General features: G+C 57.4%; 22 protein-coding genes. 9 read left to right on the top strand and 13 right to left on the bottom strand.

Features of this window, described 5'->3' with window-relative positions; genetic code table 11:
* Positions 1 to 58 precede the first annotated feature (58 nt).
* From FEZ62_RS18800 to FEZ62_RS18770, 7 genes are all read right to left on the bottom strand, one after another.
* Positions 59 to 484, bottom strand: a complete 426-nt coding sequence (locus tag FEZ62_RS18800; protein WP_069900264.1) for a GNAT family N-acetyltransferase — start codon at positions 482 to 484, stop codon at positions 59 to 61.
* On the bottom strand, positions 477 to 1,643 hold the full coding sequence (locus FEZ62_RS18795) for a cupin domain-containing protein (RefSeq protein ID WP_069900265.1): 1,167 nt from the start codon (positions 1,641 to 1,643) through the stop codon (positions 477 to 479). The genes FEZ62_RS18800 and FEZ62_RS18795 overlap by 8 nt, the downstream gene beginning before the upstream one ends.
* A gap of 78 nt (positions 1,644 to 1,721) precedes the next feature.
* Positions 1,722 to 3,092, bottom strand: coding sequence for an adenylosuccinate lyase (gene purB / locus FEZ62_RS18790; RefSeq protein WP_172929406.1), 1,371 nt, complete (start codon positions 3,090 to 3,092; stop codon positions 1,722 to 1,724).
* A gap of 250 nt (positions 3,093 to 3,342) precedes the next feature.
* Positions 3,343 to 3,963, bottom strand: a complete 621-nt coding sequence (hflD, locus tag FEZ62_RS18785) for a high frequency lysogenization protein HflD (protein WP_069900267.1) — start codon at positions 3,961 to 3,963, stop codon at positions 3,343 to 3,345.
* Positions 3,960 to 5,093, bottom strand: a complete 1,134-nt coding sequence (mnmA, locus tag FEZ62_RS18780; RefSeq protein WP_172929405.1) for a tRNA 2-thiouridine(34) synthase MnmA — start codon at positions 5,091 to 5,093, stop codon at positions 3,960 to 3,962. The genes hflD and mnmA overlap by 4 nt, the downstream gene beginning before the upstream one ends.
* A gap of 84 nt (positions 5,094 to 5,177) precedes the next feature.
* On the bottom strand, positions 5,178 to 5,618 hold the full coding sequence (locus tag FEZ62_RS18775) for an NUDIX hydrolase (protein ID WP_069900269.1): 441 nt from the start codon (positions 5,616 to 5,618) through the stop codon (positions 5,178 to 5,180).
* A 108-nt stretch (positions 5,619 to 5,726) separates the two neighbouring features.
* Positions 5,727 to 7,955: an NADP-dependent isocitrate dehydrogenase gene (locus FEZ62_RS18770; protein WP_172929404.1), complete on the bottom strand. Its 2,229-nt coding sequence runs from the start codon at positions 7,953 to 7,955 to the stop codon at positions 5,727 to 5,729.
* A gap of 459 nt (positions 7,956 to 8,414) precedes the next feature.
* Between FEZ62_RS18770 and icd the strand changes: the two genes are divergently transcribed.
* Complete coding sequence (icd, locus tag FEZ62_RS18765) at positions 8,415 to 9,671, top strand: NADP-dependent isocitrate dehydrogenase (protein ID WP_090512005.1); 1,257 nt, start codon at positions 8,415 to 8,417, stop codon at positions 9,669 to 9,671.
* Positions 9,672 to 9,766: 95 nt separating this feature from the next.
* Here the strand turns inward: icd and cspD are convergent, their stop codons facing one another.
* Positions 9,767 to 10,030 (bottom strand): cold shock domain-containing protein CspD, encoded by a 264-nt coding sequence (gene cspD / locus FEZ62_RS18760; protein WP_172929403.1) that lies wholly within the window; start codon positions 10,028 to 10,030, stop codon positions 9,767 to 9,769.
* A 229-nt stretch (positions 10,031 to 10,259) separates the two neighbouring features.
* Between cspD and clpS the strand changes: the two genes are divergently transcribed.
* Together clpS and clpA are read left to right on the top strand one after the other, a co-directional pair.
* Complete coding sequence (gene clpS / locus FEZ62_RS18755; RefSeq protein WP_069900273.1) at positions 10,260 to 10,622, top strand: ATP-dependent Clp protease adapter ClpS; 363 nt, start codon at positions 10,260 to 10,262, stop codon at positions 10,620 to 10,622.
* 29 nt (positions 10,623 to 10,651) lie between these two features.
* Entirely contained in the window at positions 10,652 to 12,922 is a 2,271-nt protein-coding gene (clpA, locus tag FEZ62_RS18750) for an ATP-dependent Clp protease ATP-binding subunit ClpA (RefSeq protein WP_172929402.1), read from the top strand.
* Between the two features lie 683 nt (positions 12,923 to 13,605).
* On the opposite strand, the gene infA is transcribed toward clpA, so the two are convergent.
* The 4 genes from infA to trxB all read right to left on the bottom strand — a co-directional run bounded on the left by infA (position 13,606) and on the right by trxB (position 16,378).
* A complete protein-coding gene (gene infA / locus FEZ62_RS18745; RefSeq protein WP_002553999.1) occupies positions 13,606 to 13,824 on the bottom strand; it encodes a translation initiation factor IF-1 in 219 nt (72 codons plus the stop codon).
* A 100-nt stretch (positions 13,825 to 13,924) separates the two neighbouring features.
* The gene (locus FEZ62_RS18740; RefSeq protein ID WP_150549255.1) at positions 13,925 to 14,632 is read right to left on the bottom strand and encodes an arginyltransferase; all 708 of its coding nucleotides are present in this window, start codon (positions 14,630 to 14,632) and stop codon (positions 13,925 to 13,927) included.
* A gap of 56 nt (positions 14,633 to 14,688) precedes the next feature.
* The gene (gene aat / locus FEZ62_RS18735; protein WP_172929401.1) at positions 14,689 to 15,369 is read right to left on the bottom strand and encodes a leucyl/phenylalanyl-tRNA--protein transferase; all 681 of its coding nucleotides are present in this window, start codon (positions 15,367 to 15,369) and stop codon (positions 14,689 to 14,691) included.
* A gap of 58 nt (positions 15,370 to 15,427) precedes the next feature.
* Positions 15,428 to 16,378, bottom strand: a complete 951-nt coding sequence (gene trxB / locus FEZ62_RS18730; RefSeq protein ID WP_172929400.1) for a thioredoxin-disulfide reductase — start codon at positions 16,376 to 16,378, stop codon at positions 15,428 to 15,430.
* Between the two features lie 230 nt (positions 16,379 to 16,608).
* Here trxB and ftsK point away from each other — a divergent pair, with 230 nt between their 5' ends.
* The 6 genes from ftsK to cysG all read left to right on the top strand — a co-directional run bounded on the left by ftsK (position 16,609) and on the right by cysG (position 24,420).
* On the top strand, positions 16,609 to 19,053 hold the full coding sequence (gene ftsK, locus FEZ62_RS18725) for a DNA translocase FtsK (RefSeq protein ID WP_075723438.1): 2,445 nt from the start codon (positions 16,609 to 16,611) through the stop codon (positions 19,051 to 19,053).
* A gap of 31 nt (positions 19,054 to 19,084) precedes the next feature.
* A complete protein-coding gene (lolA, locus tag FEZ62_RS18720) occupies positions 19,085 to 19,708 on the top strand; it encodes an outer membrane lipoprotein chaperone LolA (RefSeq protein ID WP_172929399.1) in 624 nt (207 codons plus the stop codon).
* Between the two features lie 19 nt (positions 19,709 to 19,727).
* On the top strand, positions 19,728 to 21,053 hold the full coding sequence (locus FEZ62_RS18715) for a replication-associated recombination protein A (protein WP_172929398.1): 1,326 nt from the start codon (positions 19,728 to 19,730) through the stop codon (positions 21,051 to 21,053).
* On the top strand, positions 21,050 to 21,424 hold the full coding sequence (gene crcB / locus FEZ62_RS18710) for a fluoride efflux transporter CrcB (RefSeq protein WP_069900280.1): 375 nt from the start codon (positions 21,050 to 21,052) through the stop codon (positions 21,422 to 21,424). Before FEZ62_RS18715 ends, crcB begins: the two co-directional genes overlap by 4 nt.
* A 245-nt stretch (positions 21,425 to 21,669) precedes the next feature.
* Positions 21,670 to 22,950: a serine--tRNA ligase gene (gene serS, locus FEZ62_RS18705; protein ID WP_069900281.1), complete on the top strand. Its 1,281-nt coding sequence runs from the start codon at positions 21,670 to 21,672 to the stop codon at positions 22,948 to 22,950.
* Between the two features lie 75 nt (positions 22,951 to 23,025).
* Positions 23,026 to 24,420 carry a siroheme synthase CysG gene (cysG, locus tag FEZ62_RS18700; RefSeq protein ID WP_172929397.1) on the top strand — a complete coding sequence of 465 codons (1,395 nt, stop codon included), beginning with the start codon at positions 23,026 to 23,028 and terminating at the stop codon, positions 24,418 to 24,420.
* 19 nt (positions 24,421 to 24,439) lie between these two features.
* Here cysG and FEZ62_RS18695 read toward each other — a convergent pair whose 3' ends face one another.
* Positions 24,440 to 25,441: a glutathione S-transferase family protein gene (locus tag FEZ62_RS18695; protein ID WP_172929396.1), complete on the bottom strand. Its 1,002-nt coding sequence runs from the start codon at positions 25,439 to 25,441 to the stop codon at positions 24,440 to 24,442.
* Positions 25,442 to 25,509: the final 68 nt, after the last annotated feature.

Genomic DNA, 25,509 nt, shown 5'->3' with positions numbered 1-25,509 from the left:
CCTCGAATAACCTGTGCCACTGTCGCTGCCAAGGGGCGGCGCAGTGGCTGGACAGGTGTTATTCGCTGACGCGCACCATGTCCACGTGGGGAATGCCGGCGTCGAGAAACTCGCCGCTAACTACAGTAAAGCCTAGCTTTTCATAGAACGAAGTCGCGTGCACCTGGGCGCTGAGCATTTGCTGACGCAGGCCGCGTTTTTCCGCTGTTTCGATAACAGTGCGAATTAACTGGTCGCCGACCTTCAGGCCGCGCCAGTCCTTCAGCACCGATACGCGACCAATATGGCCGTCTGGCAGCAGGCGGGCGGTGCCAATCGGGTAGTCGCCTTCATAAGCCAGAAAGTGATCGGCTACTGCATCTTCCGCGTCCCATTCCAGCTCGGGCGGCACCGACTGCTCAGCGATGAATACGCTTTCGCGGATGCGGCGAATTTCACTGTTGTCCTTGCTCCAGTCTGCAGGACGAATGGTTATCTCATTCATCTGCAAACTCCAGGCTGCCTTGTTTGAGCAATTCCAAGACCAGGCAGCGACCGTCATCATCGGCCAGCCAGGCGCCAAGATTGTCGATGTGCAGCGCATCAGCCGAGCAAACCAGCTTCAATAGTTCACGCAGATTGGCAGGCAGCAGGCGGCTCTGGCCGCTGGCAAACAGCACCAGGTCTTCGCCTACTTCGGACCACGCCATGCGGGCGCTCGGGTTGCGAACCAGTACGGCGCCTTGCTCGATAGTGTCGAGAAATTCTTCTTCACTGATCTCGAGGCTGCCGATGCGCTCAGGGTAGCGCGGCTCGGTCATGAACTGGCCGAACCAGGTCATCAGCAGGCGCTCATCACTCATGTGCTCGTTAAGCAGCGCCTTGAGACGGTCCAGCGAGTCGCGCTGGATCTGGGTCGGATCGCTGCTCGGCTGAGCGCCGGCATCACTGTAGCGCTCTTCGTCAGGCAGGAACTGGCTCAGGAAGTCAGTGAAATGGGTGAGAACTTCGGCGGCGCTCGGCGCGCGGAAGCCTACGGAATACGTCATACAATCATCCTCAGCGGTGCCACAGTGGGCCAGGAGTGGCGGCAGGTACAGCATGTCGCCTGGCTCCAGAACCCATTCTTCAGTTGGTGCAAATTCAGCAAGGATCTTCAGATCCGCGTGGTCCAGCAGGGCGCTTTCGGAGTTGCACATCTGGCCGACTTGCCAGCGGCGCTTGCCGTAACCCTGCAGTAAAAATACGTCGTAGTTGTCGAAGTGCGGGCCAACCCCGCCGCCAGCGGTTGCAAAGCTGACCATGACATCGTCAATGCGCCACTTGGGCAGGAACTTGAAGTTCTCCATCAGCTCGGCGACTTCCGGCACGAACTGGTCGACTGCCTGAACCAGCAGGGTCCAGTCGCGTTCAGGCAATGTGCTGAAGGCGTCTTCTTCAAATGGCCCGCGGCGCAGCTCCCATGGCGTTACGCCATGTTCAATGACCAGGCGAGATTCAACTTCTTCCTCAAGTGCCAGGCCTGCGAGCTCGTCAGGTGAAATTGGCGTTTCAAAACCGGGCAGCGCCTGACGGATCAGCAGCGGTTTCTTTTGCCAGTAATCGCGCATGAATTCGCGCGCAGTTAGACCGCCCAGCAGTTGCAGAGGAGTATCAGGATTCATCTGTAAGCCCTTGAAATTTAATGACGCCCTAAAATAAAAACGCCCGGCTCAGCCGGGCGTCGGGCGGGCCGTTGGTGCTTAGATACGCTTGGCCTGTGCGACCGCGTTGCCGATGTACGAGGCAGGGGTCAGCAGTTTCAGTTCGGCTTTGGCTTCGGCTGGCATGTCCAGGCCGTCGATAAAGTCGAGCAAGGCTTGCGGGGTGATGCCCTTGCCGCGCGTCAGCTCCTTGAGCTTCTCGTACGGGTTTTCAATGGCATAACGGCGCATAACGGTTTGGATCGGCTCAGCGAGGACTTCCCAGCAAGCGTCCAAATCTTCAGCAATACGTTGAGCATTCAGCTCCAACTTACTGATTCCCTTGAGGCTTGCTTCGTATGCGATAACGCTGTGAGCAAAACCAACACCGAGGTTACGCAGTACGGTGGAGTCGGTCAGGTCACGCTGCCAGCGCGAAACTGGCAACTTGCTGGCCAGGTGCTGAAGCAAAGCGTTGGCGATACCGAGGTTGCCTTCGGAGTTTTCGAAGTCGATCGGGTTGACCTTGTGCGGCATGGTCGAAGAGCCGATTTCGCCGGCAATGGTCTTCTGCTTGAAGTAACCCAGCGAGATGTAGCCCCAGATATCGCGATCGAAGTCGATCAGGATGGTGTTGAAGCGGGCCACAGCGTCGAACAGCTCTGCGATGTAATCGTGCGGCTCGATCTGTGTTGTGTAAGGGTTCCACTGCAGGCCGAGGTCGCCTTCGATGAATTCGCGGGCGTTCGCTTCCCAGTCGATGTCGGCATAGGCCGACAGGTGGGCGTTGTAGTTGCCCACGGCGCCATTGATCTTGCCCAGCAGCGGCACGGCGGCGATCTGGGTGATTTGGCGTTCAAGGCGATAAACCACGTTCGCCAGTTCTTTACCCAGCGTGGTCGGTGAAGCAGGTTGGCCGTGAGTTCGCGAGAGCATTGGCACATCGGCGAAACGCACCGCCAGTTCGCGAATAGAACCGGCGATCTGGCGCATCAGTGGCAGCAGCACGGTGTCGCGACCTTCACGCAGCATCAGCGCATGCGAAAGGTTATTAATGTCTTCAGAAGTACAAGCGAAGTGAATGAATTCATTCACTTTTTCAAGTTCAGGCAGCTTTGCAGCCTGTTCCTTGAGCAGGTACTCGACGGCTTTCACGTCGTGATTGGTGGTGCGCTCGATTTCCTTGACGCGCTCGGCATGAGCCACATCGAAGTTATCCGCCAGTTCATTCAGAATGGCTTGCGCCTCAGCGGAAAACGGCGGCACTTCAGGCACGCCTGCATGAGCGGCCAGGCGCTGGAGCCAGCGAACCTCGACCATGACGCGAAAACGGATGAGGCCGTATTCGCTGAAAATTGGGCGCAAAGCGCTAGTTTTGCCGGCGTAACGGCCATCAACGGGTGAAACCGCGGTGAGCGAAGAAAGCTGCATAGGAGGCGTTCTCGGACAGTCGGGCATTGAAAAGGGCGCATATCATACATGAAATTCGCGACTAAGCCTTGCTTAAGTCACCGCCGTTCAGCGGTAACGGCTCCGGCCGGCCTTCAGAATGCGAATTTGGGTATCTTTGAAAAAGCAGCGCGTTGCGCTAATACAATGCAAATGAACACGAAAAGCGCAGTTCACCTGACGTAAAAGCGCTTTTTGGGTCTATTGAGTGGTTTGCTGCGCGGCGCAGTTGTTAACCACGAAGCATGGGGTACAGCTCATTGAGGAGCTTCTTGCGGCTGATAACCAGTTGCCAGCGGTGGCCGCCAAGCTGACGCCAAAGCCGCGCCGAGCGGATGCCGGTAAGCAGCAATGCGCGAATCTTCGAGGCGTTGCTCGGCTGCTGCAGGTGGCGCATGTCGCCCTGTACCTGAATACGCTGACGGAAGGTGCTGATGGTGTCTTGATAGAGGCTGCCGCAACTGGACACCACGTTCTCGTGAGTCGGTCCGAAGTGTTCGACCTGAGCCTGGATCTGATCCAGCCGGCTGCCCATGATCTGCATCAGGTCGTCGCGCTTGGCGAATTGGCGCTCAAGGTTGAGCAGGGCCAACGCATAACGCAGCGGTTCACGCTGCAAGCTGGTCGGGTCGCGTTCAAGCGAGCTGATCAAGGCCTTGTAGCCGTCGCGCAGGTTGAGATCGTCGCCACCATAAACGGCGAGGGTATTTTCCGGATCGCGCACCAAGAGGCTGCCAAGCAGGCATTCCAGTACGGGTTCGCTGGACTGGCCAGTGCGGGCAATTCGGTCAACCTGAGTCGTGGCCTCGAATACCGCACCGAGTGCGACCAGCTGCTCCTGAGTCTGATTCATGGGCGCTTATCCTTGCTGCTCCACGGTTGAGCGTGCTCAATTACGCCGCCGCCCAGGCAGATTTCGCCGTCGTAAAACACCACGGACTGGCCCGGCGTGACCGCGCGTTGTGGCATGGCGAAAGACGCCCGATAACCGTCTGCGGTTTTTTCCAGCGTGCACTGCTGATCGCCCTGGCGGTAACGCACTTTGGCGGTGAGCTGACGCGGGGAGGACAAGTCGATTGGGTTAACCCAGTAGATGTCCGAGGCCAGCAATGCGCTGGAGAACAGCCATGGATGATCATTGCCCTGTCCGACAACCAGCACGTTGCGTTCGAGATCTTTCTGCAGCACGTACCACGGCTCATCACTGGCGTCTTTAAGGCCGCCAATGCCCAAGCCCTGGCGCTGGCCCATGGTGTGATACATCAGGCCGTGGTGACGGCCAATGACCTCACCCTCGGTGGTTTCAATGTCACCCGGCTGGGCTGGCAAATATTGCTTGAGGAAGTCGCTGAAACGGCGCTCGCCAATGAAGCAAATGCCGGTCGAGTCTTTCTTCTTGGCTGTCGCCAGCTGGTATTTCTCGGCGATCTCGCGCACTTGTGGCTTTTCGAGCTCGCCAACCGGGAACAGGGTCTTGGCAATCTGTTCGCCGCCAACGGCATGCAGGAAGTAGCTTTGGTCCTTGTTCGGGTCCAGCCCCTTGAGCAGCTCGGTGCGGCCATCAATGTCGCGACGGCGCACGTAATGGCCGGTCGCAATCAAGTCGGCGCCCAGCATCAGGGCGTAATCGAGGAACGCCTTGAACTTGATTTCCCGGTTGCAGAGGATGTCGGGGTTCGGCGTGCGGCCAGCCTTGTACTCGGCAAGGAAGTGCTCGAACACATTGTCCCAATACTCGGCAGCAAAGTTGGCGGTGTGCAGCTTGATGCTAATCTTGTCGCAAACGGCCTGCGCATCTGCCAGATCATCCATGGCGGTGCAGTATTCGGTGCCGTCGTCTTCGTCCCAGTTCTTCATGAACAGACCTTCGACCTGATAGCCCTGTTCGAGCAGGAGCAAGGCCGAGACCGACGAGTCTACGCCGCCGGACATGCCGACAATAACGCGCGTGGAAGCTGGGTCGTACTGATGAGTCGTTTGCATGGAGGTATCTGACATGGGAGCGGAGCACTGACGCTAAAAGGAGTCGATTCTAGCAGGATGACGAGTTGTCGGCGACGGGCAGTATCAGTCGCGCAGCAGGCTCAGGGCAAAACGTTCACCGCTGATGTAATCGTCGATACAACGCAGTACCAACTCGCTGCGCCAACGCTCAGGCTGGGCGGCCAGCTCGTCGCGGGTCAGCCACTGCGGGCCGATGATGCCGTCATCCAGCGGATGGTTCGGGCGCTGGGCCAACGGTTTGGCGGCAAAGCAGATGCGCTGATAGGTCACGCCGTTGCTCGGCGCGGTGTACAGGTAAATGCCCAGGACCGCAGTCAGCTCGACATCCCAGCCGGTTTCTTCGAGGGTTTCACGCAAGGCCGCCTGCGCCAGTGTTTCATTGGCTTCAAGATGGCCGGCGGGCTGATTGAATACCTGCCGGCCTTCGGCGTGTTCCTCGACCAGCAGAAAGCGGCCTTGGTTTTCGACAACGGTGGCGACAGTGATATGAGGTTGCCAGGACATAGTTAATTCCCAGATTGCGAATGATTGGAAGAGGTTGCTGGCCCTGAAACACAACCCCCGGCGCGGGGCCGGGGGTTGTGATATTGCGGGTACACGTTACAGCGGTGATTAGCCGATCAGAGGATCGATCGCCGCGTTCAGTGTGGCGCTCGGGCGCATGACCTGGCTGGTCAGCTCCTTGTTGGAGCGGTAGTAACCGGCGATGTCGACCGGCTTGCCCTGAACCTCGTTGAGTTCGGCAACGATGGTTGCTTCCTGCTCAGTGAGGGCCTTGGCCAGTGGTGCGAAATGCGCGGCCAGTTCAGCGTTTTCAGTCTGCGCTGCCAGGGCTTGTGCCCAGTACATGGCCAGATAGAAGTGGCTGCCACGGTTGTCCAGCTCGCCAGTGCGGCGCGAAGGCGACTTGCCGTTATCCAGCAGTTTGCCGGTGGCGATGTCCAGCGTGGTGCCAAGGATCTTGGCTTTGTCGTTCTGGGTTTTAATGCCGGTTTCTTCCAGCGACACGGCCAGAGCCAGGAACTCGCCCAGCGAATCCCAGCGCAGGTGGTTCTCTTCAACCAGCTGCTGTACGTGCTTCGGAGCCGAGCCGCCCGCGCCAGTTTCGTACATGCCGCCGCCCGCCATCAGCGGAACGATGGAAAGCATTTTCGCCGACGTGCCGAGTTCCATGATCGGGAACAGGTCAGTCAGGTAGTCGCGCAGTACGTTACCGGTTACCGAGATGGTATCCAGACCACGGATCATGCGCTCCATGCTGAAACGGATGGCCTGGTTGTAGTCCATGATGTGCAGCTCAAGGCCGTCGGTATCGTGGTCTTTCAGGTAGGTTTCGACTTTCAGCATCAGCTGACGGTCGTGAGCGCGCTCTGGGTCGAGCCAGAACACCGCCGGGGTGTTGGATGCGCGAGCGCGGGTAACGGCCAGCTTGACCCAGTCACGGATCGGCGCATCTTTGGTCTGGCAGGCGCGCCAGATATCGCCCGCTTCAACAGCGTGCTCGATCTTGACGGTGCCATCAGCCAGAACAACACGCATGGTGCCGTCTGTTTCGAGTTCGAAAGTCTTGTCGTGCGAGCCGTATTCTTCAGCTTTCTGCGCCATCAGGCCTACGTTCGGTACCGAGCCCATGGTGGTCGGGTCGAATGCGCCGTTGGTTTTGCAGAAGTTGATCATTTCCTGATAAATACGCGCATAGGTGCTTTCAGGCATGACCGCTTTGGTGTCTTTGAGCTTGCCGTCCTTGCCCCACATCTGACCGGAGCTGCGGATCATTGCAGGCATCGAGGCGTCAACGATAACGTCGCTCGGGATGTGCAGGTTGGTAATGCCTTTAACCGAGTCAACCATCGCCATTTCCGGGCGGTCGCTGTAGCACTCGTGCAGGTCGTGAAGAATTTCTTCCTGCAGCGAAGCTGGCAGAACCTTGATCTTCTCGTAAACGCTGTTCAGGCCGTTGTTCGGGTTAACGCCCAGCTCGTCGAACAGTTTTGCGTGCTTCTCGAAGGCTTTCTTGTAGTACACGCTAACGGCGTGACCGAAAACGATCGGGTGCGAGATCTTCATCATGGTCGCCTTGACGTGCAGGGACCACATAACGCCGGTTTCTTTACAGTCTTGCAGGGTCTGCTCGAAGAAATCGCGCAGTTTCTGGCAGCTCATGCGCATGCCGTCGAACACTTCGCCTGCTTGCAGCGAAACCACTTTTTTCAGCACGACCTTGCCGTCTTGGCCGACGAACTCGATACGCACGTCACCAGCCTGGTCCATGGTGAAGGACTGCTCGCTGGAGAAGAAGTCGCCGTCGCGCATGTAGTCGGCGTGCGACTGCGAAGCCATGCTCCACTTGCCCATCGAGTGTGGGTGCTTGCGCGCGTAGGCTTTAACAGCAGCCGGGGCGCGGCGGTCGGAGTTACCTTCACGCAGAACAGGGTTTACCGCGCTGCCCAGTACCTTGTTGTAACGGGCGCGAGCTTCTTTTTCCTGTTCGGTCTGTGGGTCTTCCGGGAAATCTGGGATGTTGTAGCCCTGAGCCTGCAGCTCGGCGATTGCGCCACGCAGCTGAGGAACCGAAGCACTGATGTTCGGCAGCTTGATGATGTTGGCTTCAGGGGAAGTCGCCAGTACGGCGAGCTTGGCAAGGTCGTCTTCGATCTGCTGGTCTGCGCCGAGTTGGTCAGCGAAGCCTGCAAGGATACGGCCGGCAAGAGAGATGTCTCGGGTTTCGACGTCAATGTCTGCTGATGCAGCGAAGGCTTTTACGATGGGGAGAAGCGAGTAGGTCGCTAGGGCGGGCGCTTCGTCAGTGAAGGTGTAGATGATCTTCGAGCGGTTAGACATCAAGGAAACTCTCTTCTTTTCTAGGCGCGGACAGGGTCTCGAGGTGCACCGTGTAGATGCGTCCACTCAATGCTTGGGCTTGAGTCGGAATTCGAGCGTTTACCACGCAAGGTTGGTTGTACCAGTAGAGTGTTATTCGCCGGGTTAGGGTGCTAACACCGGCGCATCCGAGAGGCGGACGTCCTGTAACGGACAAGGGCTCTCTCTATGACTGCAAGGTCACGGCGCACGATTATAACACTGTCGATAGCAAACTAAGAACTTCAAGCTGTAGACCAATGTCTAGAAGGTGGGCGATAGGCGACCAGCCATTATTTTGCTCTGCATGTATTACCGTTCATAACGAGGGTTTAAAACCTGTATGGTTGGCCTCGTAATCATTTGCAGCGTAGTGCCTGCCCGATTGATTGCGCTACGCTGAATGCAACACCACGGTTCATTCAAAAACAGGAGTTCAGCATGGGATACCAAAAGATCCAGGTGCCAGCAACCGGTGACAAAATCACCGTGAATGCCGACATGTCGCTCAATGTTCCGGATAACCCGATTATTCCTTACATCGAAGGGGATGGTATCGGCGTCGATATCAGCCCGGTGATGATCAAGGTTGTCGATGCAGCTGTAGAGAAAGCCTATGGCGGCAAGCGCAAGATTTCCTGGATGGAAGTGTATGCGGGTGAAAAAGCCACTCAGGTCTACGATCAGGATACCTGGCTGCCAAAAGAAACCCTCGAAGCTGTTCGCGACTACGTTGTATCGATCAAAGGTCCGCTGACCACGCCGGTTGGCGGCGGCATCCGCTCGCTCAACGTGGCCCTGCGCCAGGAGCTGGACCTTTATGTGTGCCAGCGCCCGGTACGCTGGTTCACTGGTGTACCAAGCCCGGTGAAGAAGCCGGGTGACGTCGACATGGTGATCTTCCGCGAAAACTCTGAAGACATTTATGCCGGCGTTGAGTGGAAGGCCGGCTCGCCAGAAGCCATCAAGGTCATCAAGTTCCTCACCGAAGAAATGGGCGTGAAGAAGATCCGCTTCACCGAAAACTGCGGCATTGGCGTCAAGCCGGTTTCGCAGGAAGGCACCAAACGCCTGGTACGTAAGGCCTTGCAGTACGCAGTCGACAACGACCGCAGCTCGGTGACTATCGTGCACAAAGGCAACATCATGAAGTTCACTGAAGGTGCCTTCAAAGAGTGGGGCTACGAGGTGGCGCGTGACGAGTTCGGCGCCGAGCTGCTCGATGGCGGCCCGTGGATGCAGTTCAAGAACCCGAAATCCGGCAAGAACATTGTGGTCAAGGATGCAATTGCTGATGCCATGCTCCAGCAGATTTTGCTGCGCCCGGCTGAATATGACGTGATTGCCACCCTCAATCTCAATGGCGACTACCTGTCTGACGCACTGGCGGCGGAAGTCGGCGGTATTGGTATCGCGCCAGGCGCCAACCTGTCTGACACCATTGCCATGTTCGAGGCGACGCACGGCACTGCGCCGAAGTACGCGGGGCAGGACAAGGTCAACCCAGGCTCACTGATTCTCTCGGCTGAGATGATGCTGCGCCACATGGGCTGGCTGGAAGCGGCGGATTTGCTGATTAAGGGCACGGAAGGCGCTATTGATGCGAAGACCGTAACGTACGACTTCGAGCGCCTGATGGACGGTGCAAAACTGATGTCGTGCTCTGAGTTTGGCGATCAAATGATCGCGCATATGTAACTTTCGGGCTTCTCGTCTGTCTTCTGGATAGGCGAGAACTCCGTGCAAAACAAAGCCGGTCTCGCGACCGGCTTTTTTATGGGTTCACGCGTGAGTCAGGCTTCGACCGTAACACTCGGGGTTTGCGCAGTGGCAGCGGCGGTATCGACGCTGGCCGTGATTGAGTTGATGTTAACGGCGTGGAGGCCTTTGGGACCTTGAATAATATCGAAGCTTACCGGCTGACCAGCCTTCAGGGTTTTGTAGCCTTCCATCTGGATCGCCGAGAAGTGGGCGAACAGGTCCTCATCGCCACCATCAGCCACAATAAAGCCGTAACCTTTAGCGTTGTTGAACCACTTGACCTTACCGCTTAGCATGCTGATATCCCTCTGCAAAGGACTCCACCTCTGGAGTATCATCCACTTTGACTCCGCGAATTCATCAAGCTGGAAGGCGAGAACACGGAACCTCTTATTACCCAAACCGGGTATTCATTGTTTGTAACACCGTTTTGCCGATAGTCAAGGCGCCAGCGTTATTGGCTGTGACTTCGATCAAGATGAAACCCGCATCCAGATACAAATAGCCATGAGTTCAATTTTCAACATGCATGCAAGTAGCCAGATTCGACTAACATTCAATCAGGATCGACCCGCAACGCATGAGGACGACTCCTCTGGTGTGGCATTGCAGGAAGCCAAGCCCGCGTTGCAGGCGCCCCCAATGTATAAGGTGATTTTGTTTAATGACGATTACACACCGATGGACTTTGTGGTTGAGATACTCGAGGTTTTCTTCAATCTGAATCGGGAGGTGGCGACCAAGATAATGCTGACCGTCCATACAGAGGGACGAGCAGTTTGCGGGGTTTATACCCGCGACATCGCTGAAACTAAGGCGATGCAGGTCAACCAATATGCGCGCGAAAGCCAACACCCACTACTCTGTGAGATCGAGAAGGACGGCTAAAGCCGACCACTTGGGCACGAGGTGCAGCTATGTTAAATCGAGAGCTCGAAGTAACCCTCAACCTGGCCTTTAAAGAGGCCCGCAACAAGCGTCATGAATTCATGACGGTTGAGCATCTATTATTAGCCCTGTTAGATAACGAGGCGGCGGCCAGCGTGCTGCGCGCCTGTGGTGCCAGCCTGGACAAGCTGCGTCACGATCTGCTGGAGTTTATCGACTCCACGACTCCGCTTATTCCGGCCCATGATGAAGAACGCGAAACCCAGCCTACACTCGGGTTTCAGCGAGTCTTGCAGCGCGCGGTATTCCACGTACAAAGCTCTGGCAAGCGCGAAGTCACGGGCGCCAATGTGTTGGTCGCCATTTTCAGCGAGCAAGAGAGCCAGGCCGTGTTCCTGCTCAAGCAGCAGAGCGTTGCCCGCATCGATGTGGTCAATTTCATCGCCCACGGCATCTCCAAGGTGCCGGGCCATGGCGAGCAAAGCGAAAGCGAACAGGAGATGCAGGACGAAGACGCAGGCGATTCGCCTATGTCGGGTAATCCGCTCGACTCCTACGCCAGCAACCTCAACGAGGCGGCGCGTCAGGGCCGTATTGATCCGCTGGTCGGTCGTGAGTCCGAAGTCGAGCGTGTCGCGCAGATTCTGGCGCGGCGGCGTAAAAACAATCCGCTGCTGGTCGGTGAGGCGGGTGTGGGCAAGACCGCAATCGCCGAGGGTCTGGCCAAGCGTATTGTCGACGGCATGGTCCCGGACTTGCTCGCAGACAGCGTGGTCTACTCGCTGGATCTGGGCGCGTTGCTGGCGGGAACCAAATACCGTGGCGACTTCGAGAAGCGCCTGAAGGCCTTGCTCAACGAGCTGCGCAAGCGCCCGCATGCGATCCTGTTCATCGACGAAATCCACACCATCATTGGTGCCGGAGCCGCGTCGGGCGGGGTGATGGATGCGTCCAATCTGCTCAAGCCGATGCTTTCGTCTGGCGAGATTCGCTGCATTGGCTCGACCACCTTCCAGGAGTTTCGTGGCATCTTCGAGAAGGACAGGGCGCTTGCCCGTCGCTTCCAGAAGGTCGATGTTGTCGAACCCTCGGTTGAAGACACCATCAGCATTCTCAGAGGCCTCAAGGGGCGTTTTGAGCAGCATCACAGTATCGAGTACAGCGATGAGGCGTTGCGCGCAGCGGCTGATCTTGCAGCGCGTTATATCAACGACCGTCACATGCCTGACAAAGCCATCGACGTGATTGACGAGGCGGGCGCCTTCCAGCGTCTGCAACCCGCCGACAAACGCGTAAAGCGCATCGACGTGGCGCAGGTTGAAGACATCGTAGCGAAAATTGCGCGTATTCCGCCTAAGCATGTCAGCAGCTCCGACAAAGAGCTTCTGCGCAACCTTGAGCGCGACCTCAAGCTGACCGTATTTGGTCAGGATGCAGCCATTGAATCGCTGTCTACCGCGATCAAACTGTCACGTGCAGGCCTCAAGGCGCCGGACAAGCCTGTGGGTTCGTTCCTCTTCGCCGGGCCAACTGGTGTCGGCAAGACCGAGGCGGCGCGGCAGTTGTCGAAGTCGCTGGGTGTCGAGCTGATTCGCTTCGATATGTCGGAATACATGGAGCGCCATACGGTTTCACGGTTGATTGGTGCGCCGCCTGGCTATGTGGGTTTCGATCAGGGCGGACTGCTCACCGAAGCCATCACCAAGACGCCGCACTGCGTGTTGCTGCTTGATGAGATCGAAAAGGCCCACCCGGAAGTCTTCAACCTGCTGTTGCAGGTGATGGACCATGGCACGCTCACCGACAACAACGGTCGCAAGGCGGATTTCCGCAATGTCATCCTGATCATGACCACCAATGCCGGCGCGGAAACAGCAGCGCGGGCATCGATTGGTTTTACCCATCAGGATCACTCGACCGATGCCATGGAAGTCATCAAGAAGAGCTTCACGCCGGAGTTCCGTAACCGTCTGGATACCATTATCCAGTTTGGCCGCCTCAGCACTGAAGTCATCAAGAGCATCATCGACAAGTTCCTTACCGAACTGCAGGCTCAACTTGAGGACAAGCGCGTACAGCTCGATGTTTCGGATGCGGCGCGTGGCTGGCTGGCGGAGAAAGGCTATGACGTGACGATGGGTGCCCGGCCGATGACGCGCTTGATCCAGGACAAGATCAAGCGTCCGCTGGCAGAAGAAATTCTGTTTGGCGAGTTGTCCGAGCATGGCGGCGTGGTGCATGTCGACCTGGTCGATGGCGAACTGACCTTCGAGTTCGAAACCGCAGCCGAAATGGCCTGATAATCAGGTGGTGTAACTGGCGCCCGATGTTGGGCGCCGGTTACAGGCTCATCATTAGTTTGAATCTAACGCCCGCTGCATGCAGCGGGCGTTTTTTATTGCGCCGGGAACATCGCGAGTACGAATTGCAGGCGTCCAATGCGATCGGACGTTATACGAAAACGGAGGATGGTTAACCCGCAGGGTAAACCGTCATGGCGGCCACCGGCTGCCCGGTTTTGATCGCAATTGTGTGTCGAGGCGTGGGTTGGGGATCAAATGCGGACGCTGGCACGTCCATGACGGATTGCCGAGGAAGGCTCGGCTATCCATCCTCCGTATGCGACCGGTATGTAATCGGCATGCGAGCGGCGGTTATACGAAAACGGAGGATGGTTAACCCGAAGGGTAAACCGTCATGGCGGCCGACGGGTGCCTGGTTTTGATCGAATTTTTGTGTTGAGGCGTAGGTCGGGGATCAAATGCGGACGCTGGCGCGTCCATGACGGATTGCCGAGGGAGGCTCGGCAATCCATCCTCCGAATGTAATCGGCATGTAATCGGTGTGCGATCGGCGGTTATACGAATATTGGAGGATGGTTAACCCGTAGGGTAAACCGTCATGGCGGCCACTGGCGGCCCGTTCATTTTCCTCACGCACACAAAAACGCCCGGCAAGCCGGGCGTTTTTACTGGTGACTGGCTTAGCGCGCGCGGTATGTAATGCGGCCTTTGCTCAAGTCATAAGGCGTTAGTTCAACGCGTACTTTATCGCCAGTAAGAATGCGGATGTAGTTCTTGCGCATCTTTCCGGAGATGTGCGCGGTTACGACGTGCCCATTTTCCAACTCCACACGAAACATGGTGTTGGGCAGGGTGTCGACGACAGTGCCTTCCATTTCGAAGCTGTCTTCTTTCGACATGCAGTAAAGCCCTCGGTATCCAATGAATGGCCCGGTGCGACTGGCTCCAGGCAAAAGCGGCGTGCATTGTGCCCGAAAATAGGCAGATTCGCCAGTCTCCTCAGTTAAGAGTGATCCAGCGTTGATTAATAAACAGCTCAATGGGCCGGTATTGAGTCTTGTAATTCATTTTTTTGCAGTTCTTGATCCAATAACCCAGGTACAGCGCATGCAGCCCTAACTGCTGAGTCTGATTGATCTGCCACAGGATCGCAAAGCGCCCAAGGCTGCGGCGTTCCTCGCTTGGGTCGTAAAACGTGTAAACCGCAGAGAGCCCGTTTGGCAGTACATCGGTCACGGCAATCGCCACCAGACGGCCGTCTTTACGGAATTCGTAAAAGCGCGAGAAGGAAAGTGAGCGCACCAGAAAAGTCGAAAATTGGTCGCGACTCGGCGGGTACATATCGCCGTCGGCGTGACGCTGTTCGATATAGCGGCTGTACAGCGCGTAGTACTCCTCGTTGAAAACCGGCCGCGCGGGTGTGACCACGATGTCTTCGTTGCGCTTGAGGATCTTGCGTTGCTGGCGATTGGGCGTAAAGGTTTCAGCAGGAATACGCGCCGGAACGCACGCCACACAATTTTGGCAGTGCGGGCGATACAGGTGATCGCCGCTGCGGCGAAAGCCCATCTCAGAAAGCTCTGCGTACACCTCGACGTCCATTGGCTGGCTCGGGTCGAGGAACAATGTGGTCGCCTGCTCATCTGGCAGGTAACTGCAGGCGTGAGGCTGAGTGGCGTAAAACTTCAATCTGGCCAGCTCGGTCATGGCAGTGTCTCGGGTTAAGCCTTGGTAACAAGTGTATGTCAGGCTGAACGAGTCGACTAGGCGGACCAGTGAGCGTCTGCAGCCTGCTCAAGATGAGTATGCAGCGTACGCGAAAATTGTTCACGGCTGATCGGGCGGGCGCCAAGGCTCTGCAAATGCTGCGTGTGCATCTGGCAATCAATCATGACGAAACCCCATTGCTGAAGGTGTTGCACCAGTGTCACGAAGCCAACTTTGGAGGCGTTGTCGGCGCGGCTGAACATCGATTCGCCAAAAAACAGCTGGCCCATTGCCAGACCATATAAACCGCCAACCAGTTCATCGTCACGCCAAACCTCAACGCTGTGGGCATAGCCGCGTCGATGCAGTTCGATATAAGCCTGTTGCATGGCGTCGGTGATCCACGTGCCATCGGCATAGGCGCGCGGTTGCGAGCAAGCGTGGATGACGCTGGCGAAGTCCTGATCAAAAGTAACGCGATACACGCCCTGGCGAATAACCTTGGCCAGGCTGCGCGAAACATGCAGTTCTTCGGGGATTAGTACCATGCGCGGATCAGGTGACCACCACAACAGAGGCTGGCCATCCTGATACCAGGGAAAGCAGCCGTGTCGATACGCAGCAATCAGGCGTTCGGGGCTAAGGTCGCCGCCGGCGGCCAGCAGGCCGTCGGGTTCACGCAGGGCTTTGTTAAGCGGTGGAAAACTTAATGAGTCACGTTGTAGCCAGGTCAGCATCTAGTTTTCCAGAAGAGGGCAGGGCGCACGTTTGCCGTGCGCCTGCGGGGTTGCTCGATCAGTTGTCGTCGAGGAACTTCTCGACATCAAGTGCGGCCATGCAGCCAGCGCCAGCCGAGGTAATCGCCTGACGGTATACGTGGTCGGCCACGTCGCCAGCGGCAAATACGCCTTCGATGCTGGTGGCGGTGGCGTTGCCTTCGTTGCCGCCCTGGATCAGCAGGTAGCCATCACGCATTTCCAGTTGGCCCTGGAACAGGTCGGTGTTCGGCTTGTGGCCGATTGCAATGAACACGCCGGCCAGCGGCAGATCCTGGGTTTCACCGGTTTCGGTGCTCTTCAGGCGTGCGCCGGTTACACCAGTGGCATCGCCCAGCACTTCTTCAAGTGTGGTGTTCCAGTGAATGCGCATGTTGCCGTTAGCGGCCTTTTCGAACAGCTTGTCCTGAAGGATCTTCTCGGAACGCAGTTTGTCGCGGCGGTGGACGAGATGCACTTCCTTGGCGATATTGGACAGGTAAAGCGCTTCTTCAACGGCCGTGTTGCCGCCGCCGATTACCGCTACAACTTGATTGCGGTAGAAGAAACCATCGCAGGTTGCGCAAGCCGAGACGCCTTTGCCCGAGAACGCTTCTTCAGACGGCAGGCCCAGGTACTGCGCGCTGGCGCCTGTGGCGATGATCAGTGCGTCGCAAGTGTAGGTGCCGCTGTCGCCCTTGAGGACGAATGGGCGCTGCTGCAACTCTGCGGTGTTGATGTGGTCGTAGATGATCTCGGTTTCAAAGCGCTCGGCGTGCTTTTGCATGCGCTCCATCAAAGCCGGCCCGGTCAGGCCCTCAACATCGCCTGGCCAGTTGTCGACTTCGGTGGTGGTGGTCAATTGGCCGCCGGGTTGAATACCGGTGATGATGGTGGGTTTGAGGTTGGCACGGGCAGCGTAAACAGCGGCGCTGTAACCAGCAGGGCCCGAACCGAGGATGATCAGGCGCGAATGTTTGACTTCACTCATAAAAGACCTCATAAGCCTTTGTCACAAAAGAAAATGCATGCTCAAATTAAGCAGCACAGAAGATGTTGGTAGTTATGCTACACCGAAGGCCTTTGCTATGGCACGTTGCGCGTAATCTCCATGTACCCTTTGTTCATGGCATCACGCTCGCAAACCCGTACAATAGTCCCCGGCATTACATTTGTCGTTAATTGATCAATCGGCGCCTCTGGTGCAGGAACAAATGCGTTTTGAAGAAATCTAGCCCTACAGTCCAAGCCCCTCTCTGGCGTCAACAGCTGCCTTCCCGCCTCAAGGAAGGGGCATTGATTGCGCTCGGTGCACTCTGCCTCTACATGTGGATGGCGCTGCTCACCTATGATTCGGCCGATCCGGGCTGGACGCATACCAGCAACGTGCAACAGGTGCACAATGCTGCCGGCCGTGCGGGGGCCTGGTTTGCCGATATTCTGTTTATGGCAATAGGTTACTTCGCGTATCTGTTCCCGTTATTGCTCGGCGTCAAAGCGTGGCAGGTTTTCCGTGCCCGTCACCAGCCATGGCAATGGAGCGGCTGGTTGTTTTCGTGGCGTTTGATTGGCCTGATTTTCCTGGTGTTCGCCGGTTCTGCACTGGCCTACATCCATTTTCCTGCGTCGCAAAGCATGCCTGCTTCAGCTGGCGGCGCGCTGGGTGAAACACTCGGCGTGATGGCCGTCGATGGCCTGAACGTGCAGGGCAGCACGCTCTTGCTGATTTCGCTGTTTCTGTTTGGCCTGACGGTGTTCACCGATTTGTCCTGGTTCAAGGTCATGGACATTACCGGCAAGATCACCCTCGATTTGATCGAATTGCTGCAGAACGCCGTGACCCGCTGGTGGGATGCGCGCAGCGAGCGCAAGCAGATGATCGCCCAGCTGCGTGAGGTAGACGAGCCTGTTGCGCCCGCCAAGCCCAAAGCGGCTATCGCCCAGGAGCGCCGCGAGCCAACCATGGCCAAAGAGCCGGCGCCTGCGGCTCGCAGCCCTGAGATCCGCCTGCCGGAGCCCGCAACTCAGCCAGTGAACAAGCCGGCTGCCAGTGGCGATGCGCGTAAAGCGCCGATCATTACGCCGCTGGACACCATGCCCAAGCCGACCGAACCCAGCCAACGCGTGCAGAAAGAGAAGCAGGCGCCGCTGTTCGTTGATTCGGCTATTGAAGGGACGTTGCCGCCCATCTCCATTCTTGATGTCGCCGAGAAGAAGCAGAAGCAATTCTCGCCGGAGTCGCTGGAGGCAATGTCGCGCCTGCTTGAGGTCAAGCTCAAGGAGTTCGGCGTCGAGGTCATTGTTGAGTCGGTGCACCCGGGCCCGGTTATTACCCGTTTCGAGATCCAGCCTGCTGCCGGGGTCAAGGTCAGCCGTATTTCCAATCTGGCCAAAGACCTTGCGCGTTCCATCGCCGTGATCAGCGTGCGGGTGGTTGAAGTCATTCCGGGCAAAACCACAGTCGGCATCGAGATTCCTAACGAAGACCGGCAGATTGTGCGGTTCTCCGAAGTGCTGTCGTCACCTGAGTACGACGATTTCAAATCGCCCGTAACCCTGGCGCTGGGTCACGACATTGGCGGCCGTCCGGTTATTACCGATCTGGCGAAAATGCCGCACTTGCTAGTGGCCGGTACAACCGGTTCCGGTAAGTCGGTGGGCGTTAACGCTATGATCCTGTCGATCTTGTTCAAGTCGCAGCCTGAAGATGCGCGACTGATCATGATCGACCCGAAAATGCTTGAATTGTCGATCTACGAAGGCATTCCACACCTGCTGTGCCCGGTTGTAACCGACATGAAGGAAGCGGCCAACGCCCTGCGTTGGAGCGTTGCCGAAATGGAGCGTCGCTACAAACTGATGGCAGCCATGGGCGTGCGTAACCTTGCCGGTTTCAACCGCAAGGTCAAGGACGGCATCGAAGCTGGTACGCCACTGACCGACCCGCTGTATCGTCGCCAGAGCATGGATGACGAAGCGCCGCTGCTGAAAACCCTGCCAACCATCGTGGTGGTGGTCGACGAATTTGCCGACATGATGATGATCGTCGGCAAGAAGGTGGAAGAACTGATCGCGCGTATCGCCCAGAAGGCGCGTGCTGCCGGTATTCACTTGATTCTGGCAACTCAGCGTCCTTCGGTTGACGTTATTACCGGTCTGATCAAGGCCAACATCCCGACGCGTATGGCGTTCCAGGTGTCGAGCAAGATCGACTCGCGGACCATTCTCGACCAGGGCGGCGCCGAGCAATTGCTTGGCCACGGTGACATGCTGTATCTGCCGCCCGGCACGGGTTTGCCGATTCGCGTACACGGCGCTTTCGTCTCCGACGACGAGGTTCACCGCGTGGTCGAGGCGTGGAAATTGCGCGGTGCGCCGGATTACATCGAAGAGATTCTCGCCGGTGTTGAAGAAGGTGGCCCGAGCGGCGAAGGCGGCAGCGGTGAAGATGGCGACAACAGTGAAGATGACCCGCTATATGACGAAGCCGTGCGCTTTGTCACTGAAAGCCGCCGCGCCTCAATCTCGGCCGTACAACGCAAGCTCAAGATTGGTTACAACCGCGCTGCGCGGATGATCGAATCAATGGAGATGGCCGGTGTCGTAACCTCAATGAGCACCAATGGCTCACGTGAAGTTATCGCACCGTCGCCGGTCCGTGACTAACCCTTTACCGGACTCAAGAATGAGGAGTTCCATGCGCTTGATTCGCACGCTGTTGCTTTCTGCAGTAAGCCTTTGCAGTTTTTCGGCCATGGCCGACGACGCCTCGGTGCAGCGCCTGACCCAGTTGCTCAATCAGGCTCAAACCATTTCCGCGCGTTTTTCCCAGCTAACCCTCGACGGTGGCGGCACTCAGTTGCAGGAAACCGCAGGCGAGTTGTCACTTAAACGCCCGGGGCTGTTCCGCTGGCACACCGATGCGCCGCAAGAGCAGTTGCTGGTATCTAACGGCACCAAGGTCTGGCTATACGACCCGGATCTTGAACAGGTGACTATTCAGACGCTCGATCAGCGCCTGACGCACACGCCTGCATTGCTGTTGTCGGGTGATGTGTCGAAGATCAGCGAGAACTTCGATATCACTTCGAAAGAGGCGGGTAACGTTGTCGATTTCACCCTGAAGCCAAAAGCCAAGGACAGCCTGTTCGATAACCTCCGCTTGTCATTCCGCGACAAAGTGCTTAACGATATGCAACTGGTCGACAGCATTGGTCAGCGCACCAATATTCTGTTTCTGGGCGTGAAGATGAATCCGCCGATCAATGACAGTGAGTTCAACTTCGAGATTCCGCCTGGCGCGGACGTCATCCAAGAGTAAGAGGTTGTAGCCCAGATCCATGGATTTGTTTCGCAAGACCACAGTTGCTCAACCGCTTGCCGCTCGTTTGCGGGCAGCAAGCCTGGATGAGTATGTCGGTCAGGAACATTTGCTGGCACGCGGCAAACCGCTGCGTGAAGCGCTGGAGCAGGGCGCTCTGCACTCGATGATATTCTGGGGGCCGCCTGGCGTGGGTAAAACCACACTGGCGCGGCTGCTGGCGAAAGTCTCCGACGCGCACTTCGAAACCATCTCGGCGGTACTCTCCGGGGTTAAGGAAATCCGTCAGGCGGTTGAGGTGGCGCAGCAGCACGCCGCGCAATATGGCCGCCAGACCATCCTCTTTGTCGATGAAGTGCATCGCTTCAACAAGTCCCAGCAAGATGCTTTCTTGCCCTATGTTGAAGACGGCACGCTTATATTCATTGGTGCCACAACCGAAAACCCCTCGTTCGAATTGAACAACGCACTGCTTTCGCGGGCGCGGGTTTACGTGCTCAAAAGCCTCGATGAAACCGCCCTGCGCAAGCTGGTTGACCGCGCCCTGAAGGATCCGCGTGGTCTTGCCGAGCGTAAGCTGATGGTGCCGGATGACAGCTTTAAAGTGCTGATGGCTGCCGCTGATGGCGATGGCCGGCGCATGCTTAATTTTCTGGAAAACGCCGCCGATCTTGCTGAAGACGACTCGGCCATTTCAGTCGAACTGCTGCAAAATTTGCTCGGTGACACCCAGCGTCGGTTCGACAAAGGCGGCGAAGCCTTTTATGACCAGATATCTGCGCTGCATAAGTCTGTACGCGGCTCTAATCCCGACGGCGCGCTGTACTGGTTTGCGCGCATGCTCGACGGCGGCTGTGATCCGCTGTACATCGCCCGCCGAGTGGTGCGTATGGCCAGTGAAGATATCGGTAATGCCGATCCCCGTGCGTTGAGTCTGTGCTTAGCGGCATGGGATGTTCAGGAGCGTCTCGGCAGCCCGGAAGGTGAGTTGGCCGTGGCGCAAGCCATCACCTACCTTGCCTGCGCGCCCAAGAGCAATGCGGTGTACATGGGCTTCAAGAGTGCCATGCGCGATGTGGCCGAAAGCGGCTCGCTGGAAGTCCCGCTGCACCTGCGCAACGCACCAACCAAACTGATGAAGCAGCTGGGTTATGGCGATGAGTACCGCTATGCCCATGATGAGCCAGACGCCTATGCGGCGGGTGAAGACTATTTCCCCGAGGCCCTCGAACCCCGCCAGTATTACCAACCAGTGCCACGCGGCCTGGAGCTTAAAATACGCGACAAACTCGCGCACTTGGCGGCGCAGGATGCGGCCAGCCCACGCAAACGGAGAGGCGAATGATCAAGATCATGGCGGCGGTCGCTTTTGGCGGGGCAGTGGGCAGTGTCTTGCGCTTTCTCGCCAGCTATTTTGTCGCGGCAAACTGGCCCCGGCACTTCTTCATGGCCACCTTGAGCGTCAATCTGATCGGTTGTTTTCTGATCGGACTGTTCAGCGGCTTGTTTCTTACGCGAACCGATATTCCGCTTGAGCTGCGCACGGGTATTACTGTTGGCTTACTCGGCGGCCTGACCACGTTCTCCTCGTTCAGCCTGGAAACCCTGCGCTTGATCGAGGGCGGCCAAACCGCGATGGCAATGGGCTATTTTATCGCCAGCCTGGCAGGTGGTTTGTTCGCCGCATGGGCCGGCCTTGGCCTGGCGCGAATGTAATAACGGATGTCATCACGGATGTCATCGCGGATGCTCGGCTTGCTGTGTTTTGCGCTCAGGCGCTGGCGTAACGCTGCGAAAGCGCGCTGTAACGCGGATTAGCTGCAATTTGCTGGGTATTTTTGCTCATTCAGGCATTTTTTTCGGCACATGCTTAGCGCTGAGCGCCGCGAACCCTTAAACTTGTCCGCATTCTGTACCATGGCTTTGCCATGCAATTCACACCTTTGTATTGAGAAATCACCATGCTCGACGCCAAACTGGTGCGCACCGAAATTCAGGAAATCGCTCAACGCCTCGCCACACGTGGCTTCACCCTCGATGTAGCGCGTTTCGAAGCCCTTGAATCACAGCGTAAAGATGTGCAAACCCGCACTGAACAACTGCAGGCCGAGCGCAACAGCCGCTCCAAGTCGATTGGTCAGGCCAAGCAGCGCGGCGAAGACATTGCACCCTTGTTGGCAGACGTGGACCGCATGGGCAGCGAACTTGAAGCGGGCAAGCGTGAGCTTGACGCGATTCAGGCCGAGCTCGATGCGCTGATGCTAAACCTGCCAAACGTGCCGCACGAATCCGTGCCGGTTGGCGCCGACGAAGACGACAACGTTGAGGTGCGTCGCTGGGGTACGCCCAAGACTTTCGATTTCCCGATTCAGGATCACGTAGCGCTGGGCGAACAGCACGGCTGGCTCGACTTTGAAACCGCAGCCAAACTCTCTGGCGCACGTTTTGCTCTGTTGCGCGGCCCGATTGCGCGCCTGCATCGCGCACTCGCACAGTTCATGGTCAACCTGCACACTGGCGAGCACGGCTATGAAGAAGCCTACACGCCTTATCTGGTGCAAGCGCCTGCTCTTCAAGGCACCGGCCAGCTGCCGAAGTTTGAAGAAGACCTGTTCAAGATCAGCCGCGAAGGCGAAGCTGACTTCTACCTGATTCCGACGGCCGAAGTGTCGCTGACCAACATCGTCGCCGGCGAGATTCTCGATGCCAAGCAACTGCCGATCAAGTTCGTGGCGCACACGCCCTGTTTTCGCAGTGAAGCCGGTGCTTCGGGTCGCGATACCCGCGGCATGATTCGCCAGCATCAGTTCGACAAAGTCGAAATGGTTCAGATCGTCGATCCGGCAACCTCGTATCAGGCGCTTGAAGAGCTGACCGGCCATGCCGAGAAGGTTCTGCAATTGCTCGAGCTACCGTATCGCCTGCTGTCGCTGTGCACAGGGGACATGGGCTTTAGCGCCACTAAGACCTTCGACATCGAAGTTTGGGTGCCCAGCCAGGACAAGTACCGCGAAATCTCTTCGTGCTCCAACTGTGGCGACTTCCAGGCGCGCCGTATGCAAGCGCGTTTCCGTAATCCGGAAACGGGCAAGCCGGAACTGGTGCATACCCTCAACGGCTCCGGTCTGGCAGTAGGCCGTACGCTGGTTGCGGTACTGGAAAACTATCAGCAGGCCGATGGTTCGATCCGGGTACCGGAAGTGCTCAAGCCTTACATGGGCGGTATCGAAGTAATCGGTTAATTGCCCATCTGATCGTTTGCAGCGGCGAAGCGTTTCAGTTTTGCCGCTGTTTATCTGTATTGCGCCGAGGCTGTAATGGAATATCTCCCGCTGTTTCACAAGTTACAGGGCCGCACGGTTCTGGTGGTTGGCGGGGGTGAAGTTGCCCTGCGCAAGGCGCGCCTGCTGGCGGATGCCGGTGCAACGCTGCGCGTGGTCACCCTGGCCATTCGTGACGACATGCGCCAGATGCTTGAGTCTGTACACGGTGAGCTGCGTTTGCGCGGCTATCAGGCAGACGATCTTGAAGGCGTGGTGCTGGTCATCGCGGCAACGGATGACGAGCCGCTGAATCAGCAAATCTCAGAGCAAGCTCAGGCACGCGGCGTCCCGGTTAATGTGGTCGACGCGCCCAAGCTTTGCAGCGTTATCTTTCCGGCGATTGTCGATCGCTCACCGTTGATTGTGGCGGTGTCCAGCGGCGGCGACGCGCCGGTTCTGGCGCGGCTGATGCGTGCCAAGATCGAGACCTGGATTCCTGCAACCTACGGCCATTTAGCCGGGCTGGCCAAGCAGTTTCGTGCGCAAGTCAAAAGCCTTTTCCCTAACGTTCAGCAGCGCCGGGTGTTTTGGGAAGATGTTTTTCAGGGTCAGGTTGCCGAGAGTGTTTTTGCTGGCAAGCTGGACGAGGGCAAGCGCCTGCTAGCTGAGAAAATCGCCGGCGCCGCGCCGCGTATGCTCGGTGAGGTGTATCTGGTTGGGGCAGGGCCGGGTGATCCGGACTTACTGACATTCCGCGCCTTACGCCTGATGCAGCAGGCTGATGTGGTGCTGTACGACCGTTTGGTCGCACCGGCCATTATCGAGTTGTGCCGCCGCGACGCCGAGCGCATTTATGTCGGCAAGCAGCGCGCAGACCATGCCTTGCCGCAGGATCAAATCAATCAGCGTCTGGTCGCGTTGGCCAAGGAAGGTAAAAGGGTGCTGCGCCTCAAGGGCGGCGATCCGTTTATTTTCGGCCGTGGCGGCGAAGAAATTGAAGAGCTGGCCGCGCACGGTATTCCCTTTCAGGTCGTCCCGGGCATAACGGCGGCCAGCGGTTGCGCCGCGTATGCGGGCATTCCACTGACTCATCGCGATTACGCGCAGTCTGTGCGGTTCGTCACCGGGCACCTGAAAAATGGCAGTTGTGATTTGCCGTGGCGCGAACTCAGTGCGCCCAGCCAGACGCTGGTGTTCTACATGGGGCTGGTGGGCTTGCCGGTTATTTGCCAGGAGCTGATTGCCCATGGTCGTGCGGCTTCGACGCCGGCAGCGTTGATCCAGCAAGGCACCACCCAGACCCAGCGCGTATTCACCGGCACGCTCGCTGATTTGCCGGCATTAGTGGCTGAGCACGAAGTGCATGCGCCAACCTTGGTCATCATCGGTGAAGTGGTGCAGTTGCGCGAAAAATTGGCATGGTTTGAAGGCGCGCAAGCCGAGGTCTGAGCGCCTTCAGTTCCGTGCTTTAGCCTGCGTCGGCAATGCCTTTGCCGTTAAGCCGACCGCGATTGTGCTCGCGCTGTAAATTCAGCGCGGGCCCTTTGGGAACAATGCCCGTCGGGTCGATGGTCGCGTGGCTGGCGTAGTAGTGATTCTTGATGTGCTCAAGGTTCACGGTCTGGGCAATACCGGGCCATTGATACAATTCCCGCAGCCAGTTCGACAGATTCGGATAATCCTCAATCCGGCGCAGGTTGCATTTGAAGTGGCCGTAATAGACCGCATCAAAGCGCACAATGGTCGTGAACAGGCGGATATCCGCTTCGGTCAGGTATTCGCCGGTGAGATAGCGCCGCGTTTCGAGCAGCGTTTCTACCGCATCAAGTTCGGCAAATAGCTCATCGAAGGCTTCTTCGTAAGCGTCTTGCGTGGTAGCAAAGCCTGCGCGGTAAACACCGTTGTTGATAGCCGGATAGATGCGCTCGTTGAGTGCGTCGATCTCGTCCTGCAAGGCCGATGGGTAGAAGTCCAGCGTGTTGCCCGTCAGTCCATTGAAGGCGCTGTTGAACATGCGGATGATTTCAGCAGACTCATTGCTGACGATGCGCTGTTGCTGCTTGTCCCACAGCAACGGCACGGTCACGCGACCGCTGTAGTTGGGGTCGTCTGCGGTGTAACGCTGATGCAGAAAACTCAGGTCGTCCAGTGCGTCACCACTTGAGCCGGTTGCGCGATCAAAAGTCCAGCCATTCTCACGCATCAGCCAGCTCACGGTCGAAACGTCGATCAGTGATTCAAGGCCTTTGAGTTGGCGCATGATCAAGGTGCGATGCGCCCAGGGGCAGGCGAGGCACACGTACAAATGGTAGCGACCGGCTTCAGCGGCGAAACCACCTTCGCCGCTGGGGCCTGCTTCACCGTTGGCGGTAATCCAGTTGCGACGTTTGGCGCTTTCACGCTGGAAGCGGCCGTCACCTTTAGTGTCGTACCATTTGTCGTGCCATTGGCCTTCAATCAGCAATCCCATCAGCGAGCCTCTGCGTTGTGACTTGATTTACAGTCAGCTTAACCAAAGTTCATCGATGGATGGTTGCA

This window comes from Pseudomonas sp. MS19 (genome assembly GCF_013277615.1).
Taxonomy (GTDB): domain Bacteria; phylum Pseudomonadota; class Gammaproteobacteria; order Pseudomonadales; family Pseudomonadaceae; genus Aquipseudomonas; species Aquipseudomonas marincola.
Note: the sequence above shows the minus strand (reverse complement) of the source record. Positions and strands in the feature narration are given on the sequence as shown.

Bases quoted from the DNA above. Each gene is read 5' to 3' on its own strand.
- FEZ62_RS18800 (WP_069900264.1), bottom strand. From the start codon at position 484: ATGAATGAGATAACCATTCGTCCTGCAGACTGGAGCAAGGACAACAGT.
- FEZ62_RS18795 (WP_069900265.1), bottom strand. From the start codon at position 1,643: ATGAATCCTGATACTCCTCTGCAACTGCTGGGCGGTCTAACTGCGCGC.
- purB (WP_172929406.1), bottom strand. From the start codon at position 3,092: ATGCAGCTTTCTTCGCTCACCGCGGTTTCACCCGTTGATGGCCGTTAC.
- hflD (WP_069900267.1), bottom strand. From the start codon at position 3,963: ATGAATCAGACTCAGGAGCAGCTGGTCGCACTCGGTGCGGTATTCGAG.
- mnmA (WP_172929405.1), bottom strand. From the start codon at position 5,093: ATGCAAACGACTCATCAGTACGACCCAGCTTCCACGCGCGTTATTGTC.
- FEZ62_RS18775 (WP_069900269.1), bottom strand. From the start codon at position 5,618: ATGTCCTGGCAACCTCATATCACTGTCGCCACCGTTGTCGAAAACCAA.
- FEZ62_RS18770 (WP_172929404.1), bottom strand. From the start codon at position 7,955: ATGTCTAACCGCTCGAAGATCATCTACACCTTCACTGACGAAGCGCCC.
- icd (WP_090512005.1), top strand. From the start codon at position 8,415: ATGGGATACCAAAAGATCCAGGTGCCAGCAACCGGTGACAAAATCACC.
- cspD (WP_172929403.1), bottom strand. From the start codon at position 10,030: ATGCTAAGCGGTAAGGTCAAGTGGTTCAACAACGCTAAAGGTTACGGC.
- clpS (WP_069900273.1), top strand. From the start codon at position 10,260: ATGCATGCAAGTAGCCAGATTCGACTAACATTCAATCAGGATCGACCC.
- clpA (WP_172929402.1), top strand. From the start codon at position 10,652: ATGTTAAATCGAGAGCTCGAAGTAACCCTCAACCTGGCCTTTAAAGAG.
- infA (WP_002553999.1), bottom strand. From the start codon at position 13,824: ATGTCGAAAGAAGACAGCTTCGAAATGGAAGGCACTGTCGTCGACACC.
- FEZ62_RS18740 (WP_150549255.1), bottom strand. From the start codon at position 14,632: ATGACCGAGCTGGCCAGATTGAAGTTTTACGCCACTCAGCCTCACGCC.
- aat (WP_172929401.1), bottom strand. From the start codon at position 15,369: ATGCTGACCTGGCTACAACGTGACTCATTAAGTTTTCCACCGCTTAAC.
- trxB (WP_172929400.1), bottom strand. From the start codon at position 16,378: ATGAGTGAAGTCAAACATTCGCGCCTGATCATCCTCGGTTCGGGCCCT.
- lolA (WP_172929399.1), top strand. From the start codon at position 19,085: ATGCGCTTGATTCGCACGCTGTTGCTTTCTGCAGTAAGCCTTTGCAGT.
- FEZ62_RS18715 (WP_172929398.1), top strand. From the start codon at position 19,728: ATGGATTTGTTTCGCAAGACCACAGTTGCTCAACCGCTTGCCGCTCGT.
- crcB (WP_069900280.1), top strand. From the start codon at position 21,050: ATGATCAAGATCATGGCGGCGGTCGCTTTTGGCGGGGCAGTGGGCAGT.
- serS (WP_069900281.1), top strand. From the start codon at position 21,670: ATGCTCGACGCCAAACTGGTGCGCACCGAAATTCAGGAAATCGCTCAA.
- cysG (WP_172929397.1), top strand. From the start codon at position 23,026: ATGGAATATCTCCCGCTGTTTCACAAGTTACAGGGCCGCACGGTTCTG.
- FEZ62_RS18695 (WP_172929396.1), bottom strand. From the start codon at position 25,441: ATGGGATTGCTGATTGAAGGCCAATGGCACGACAAATGGTACGACACT.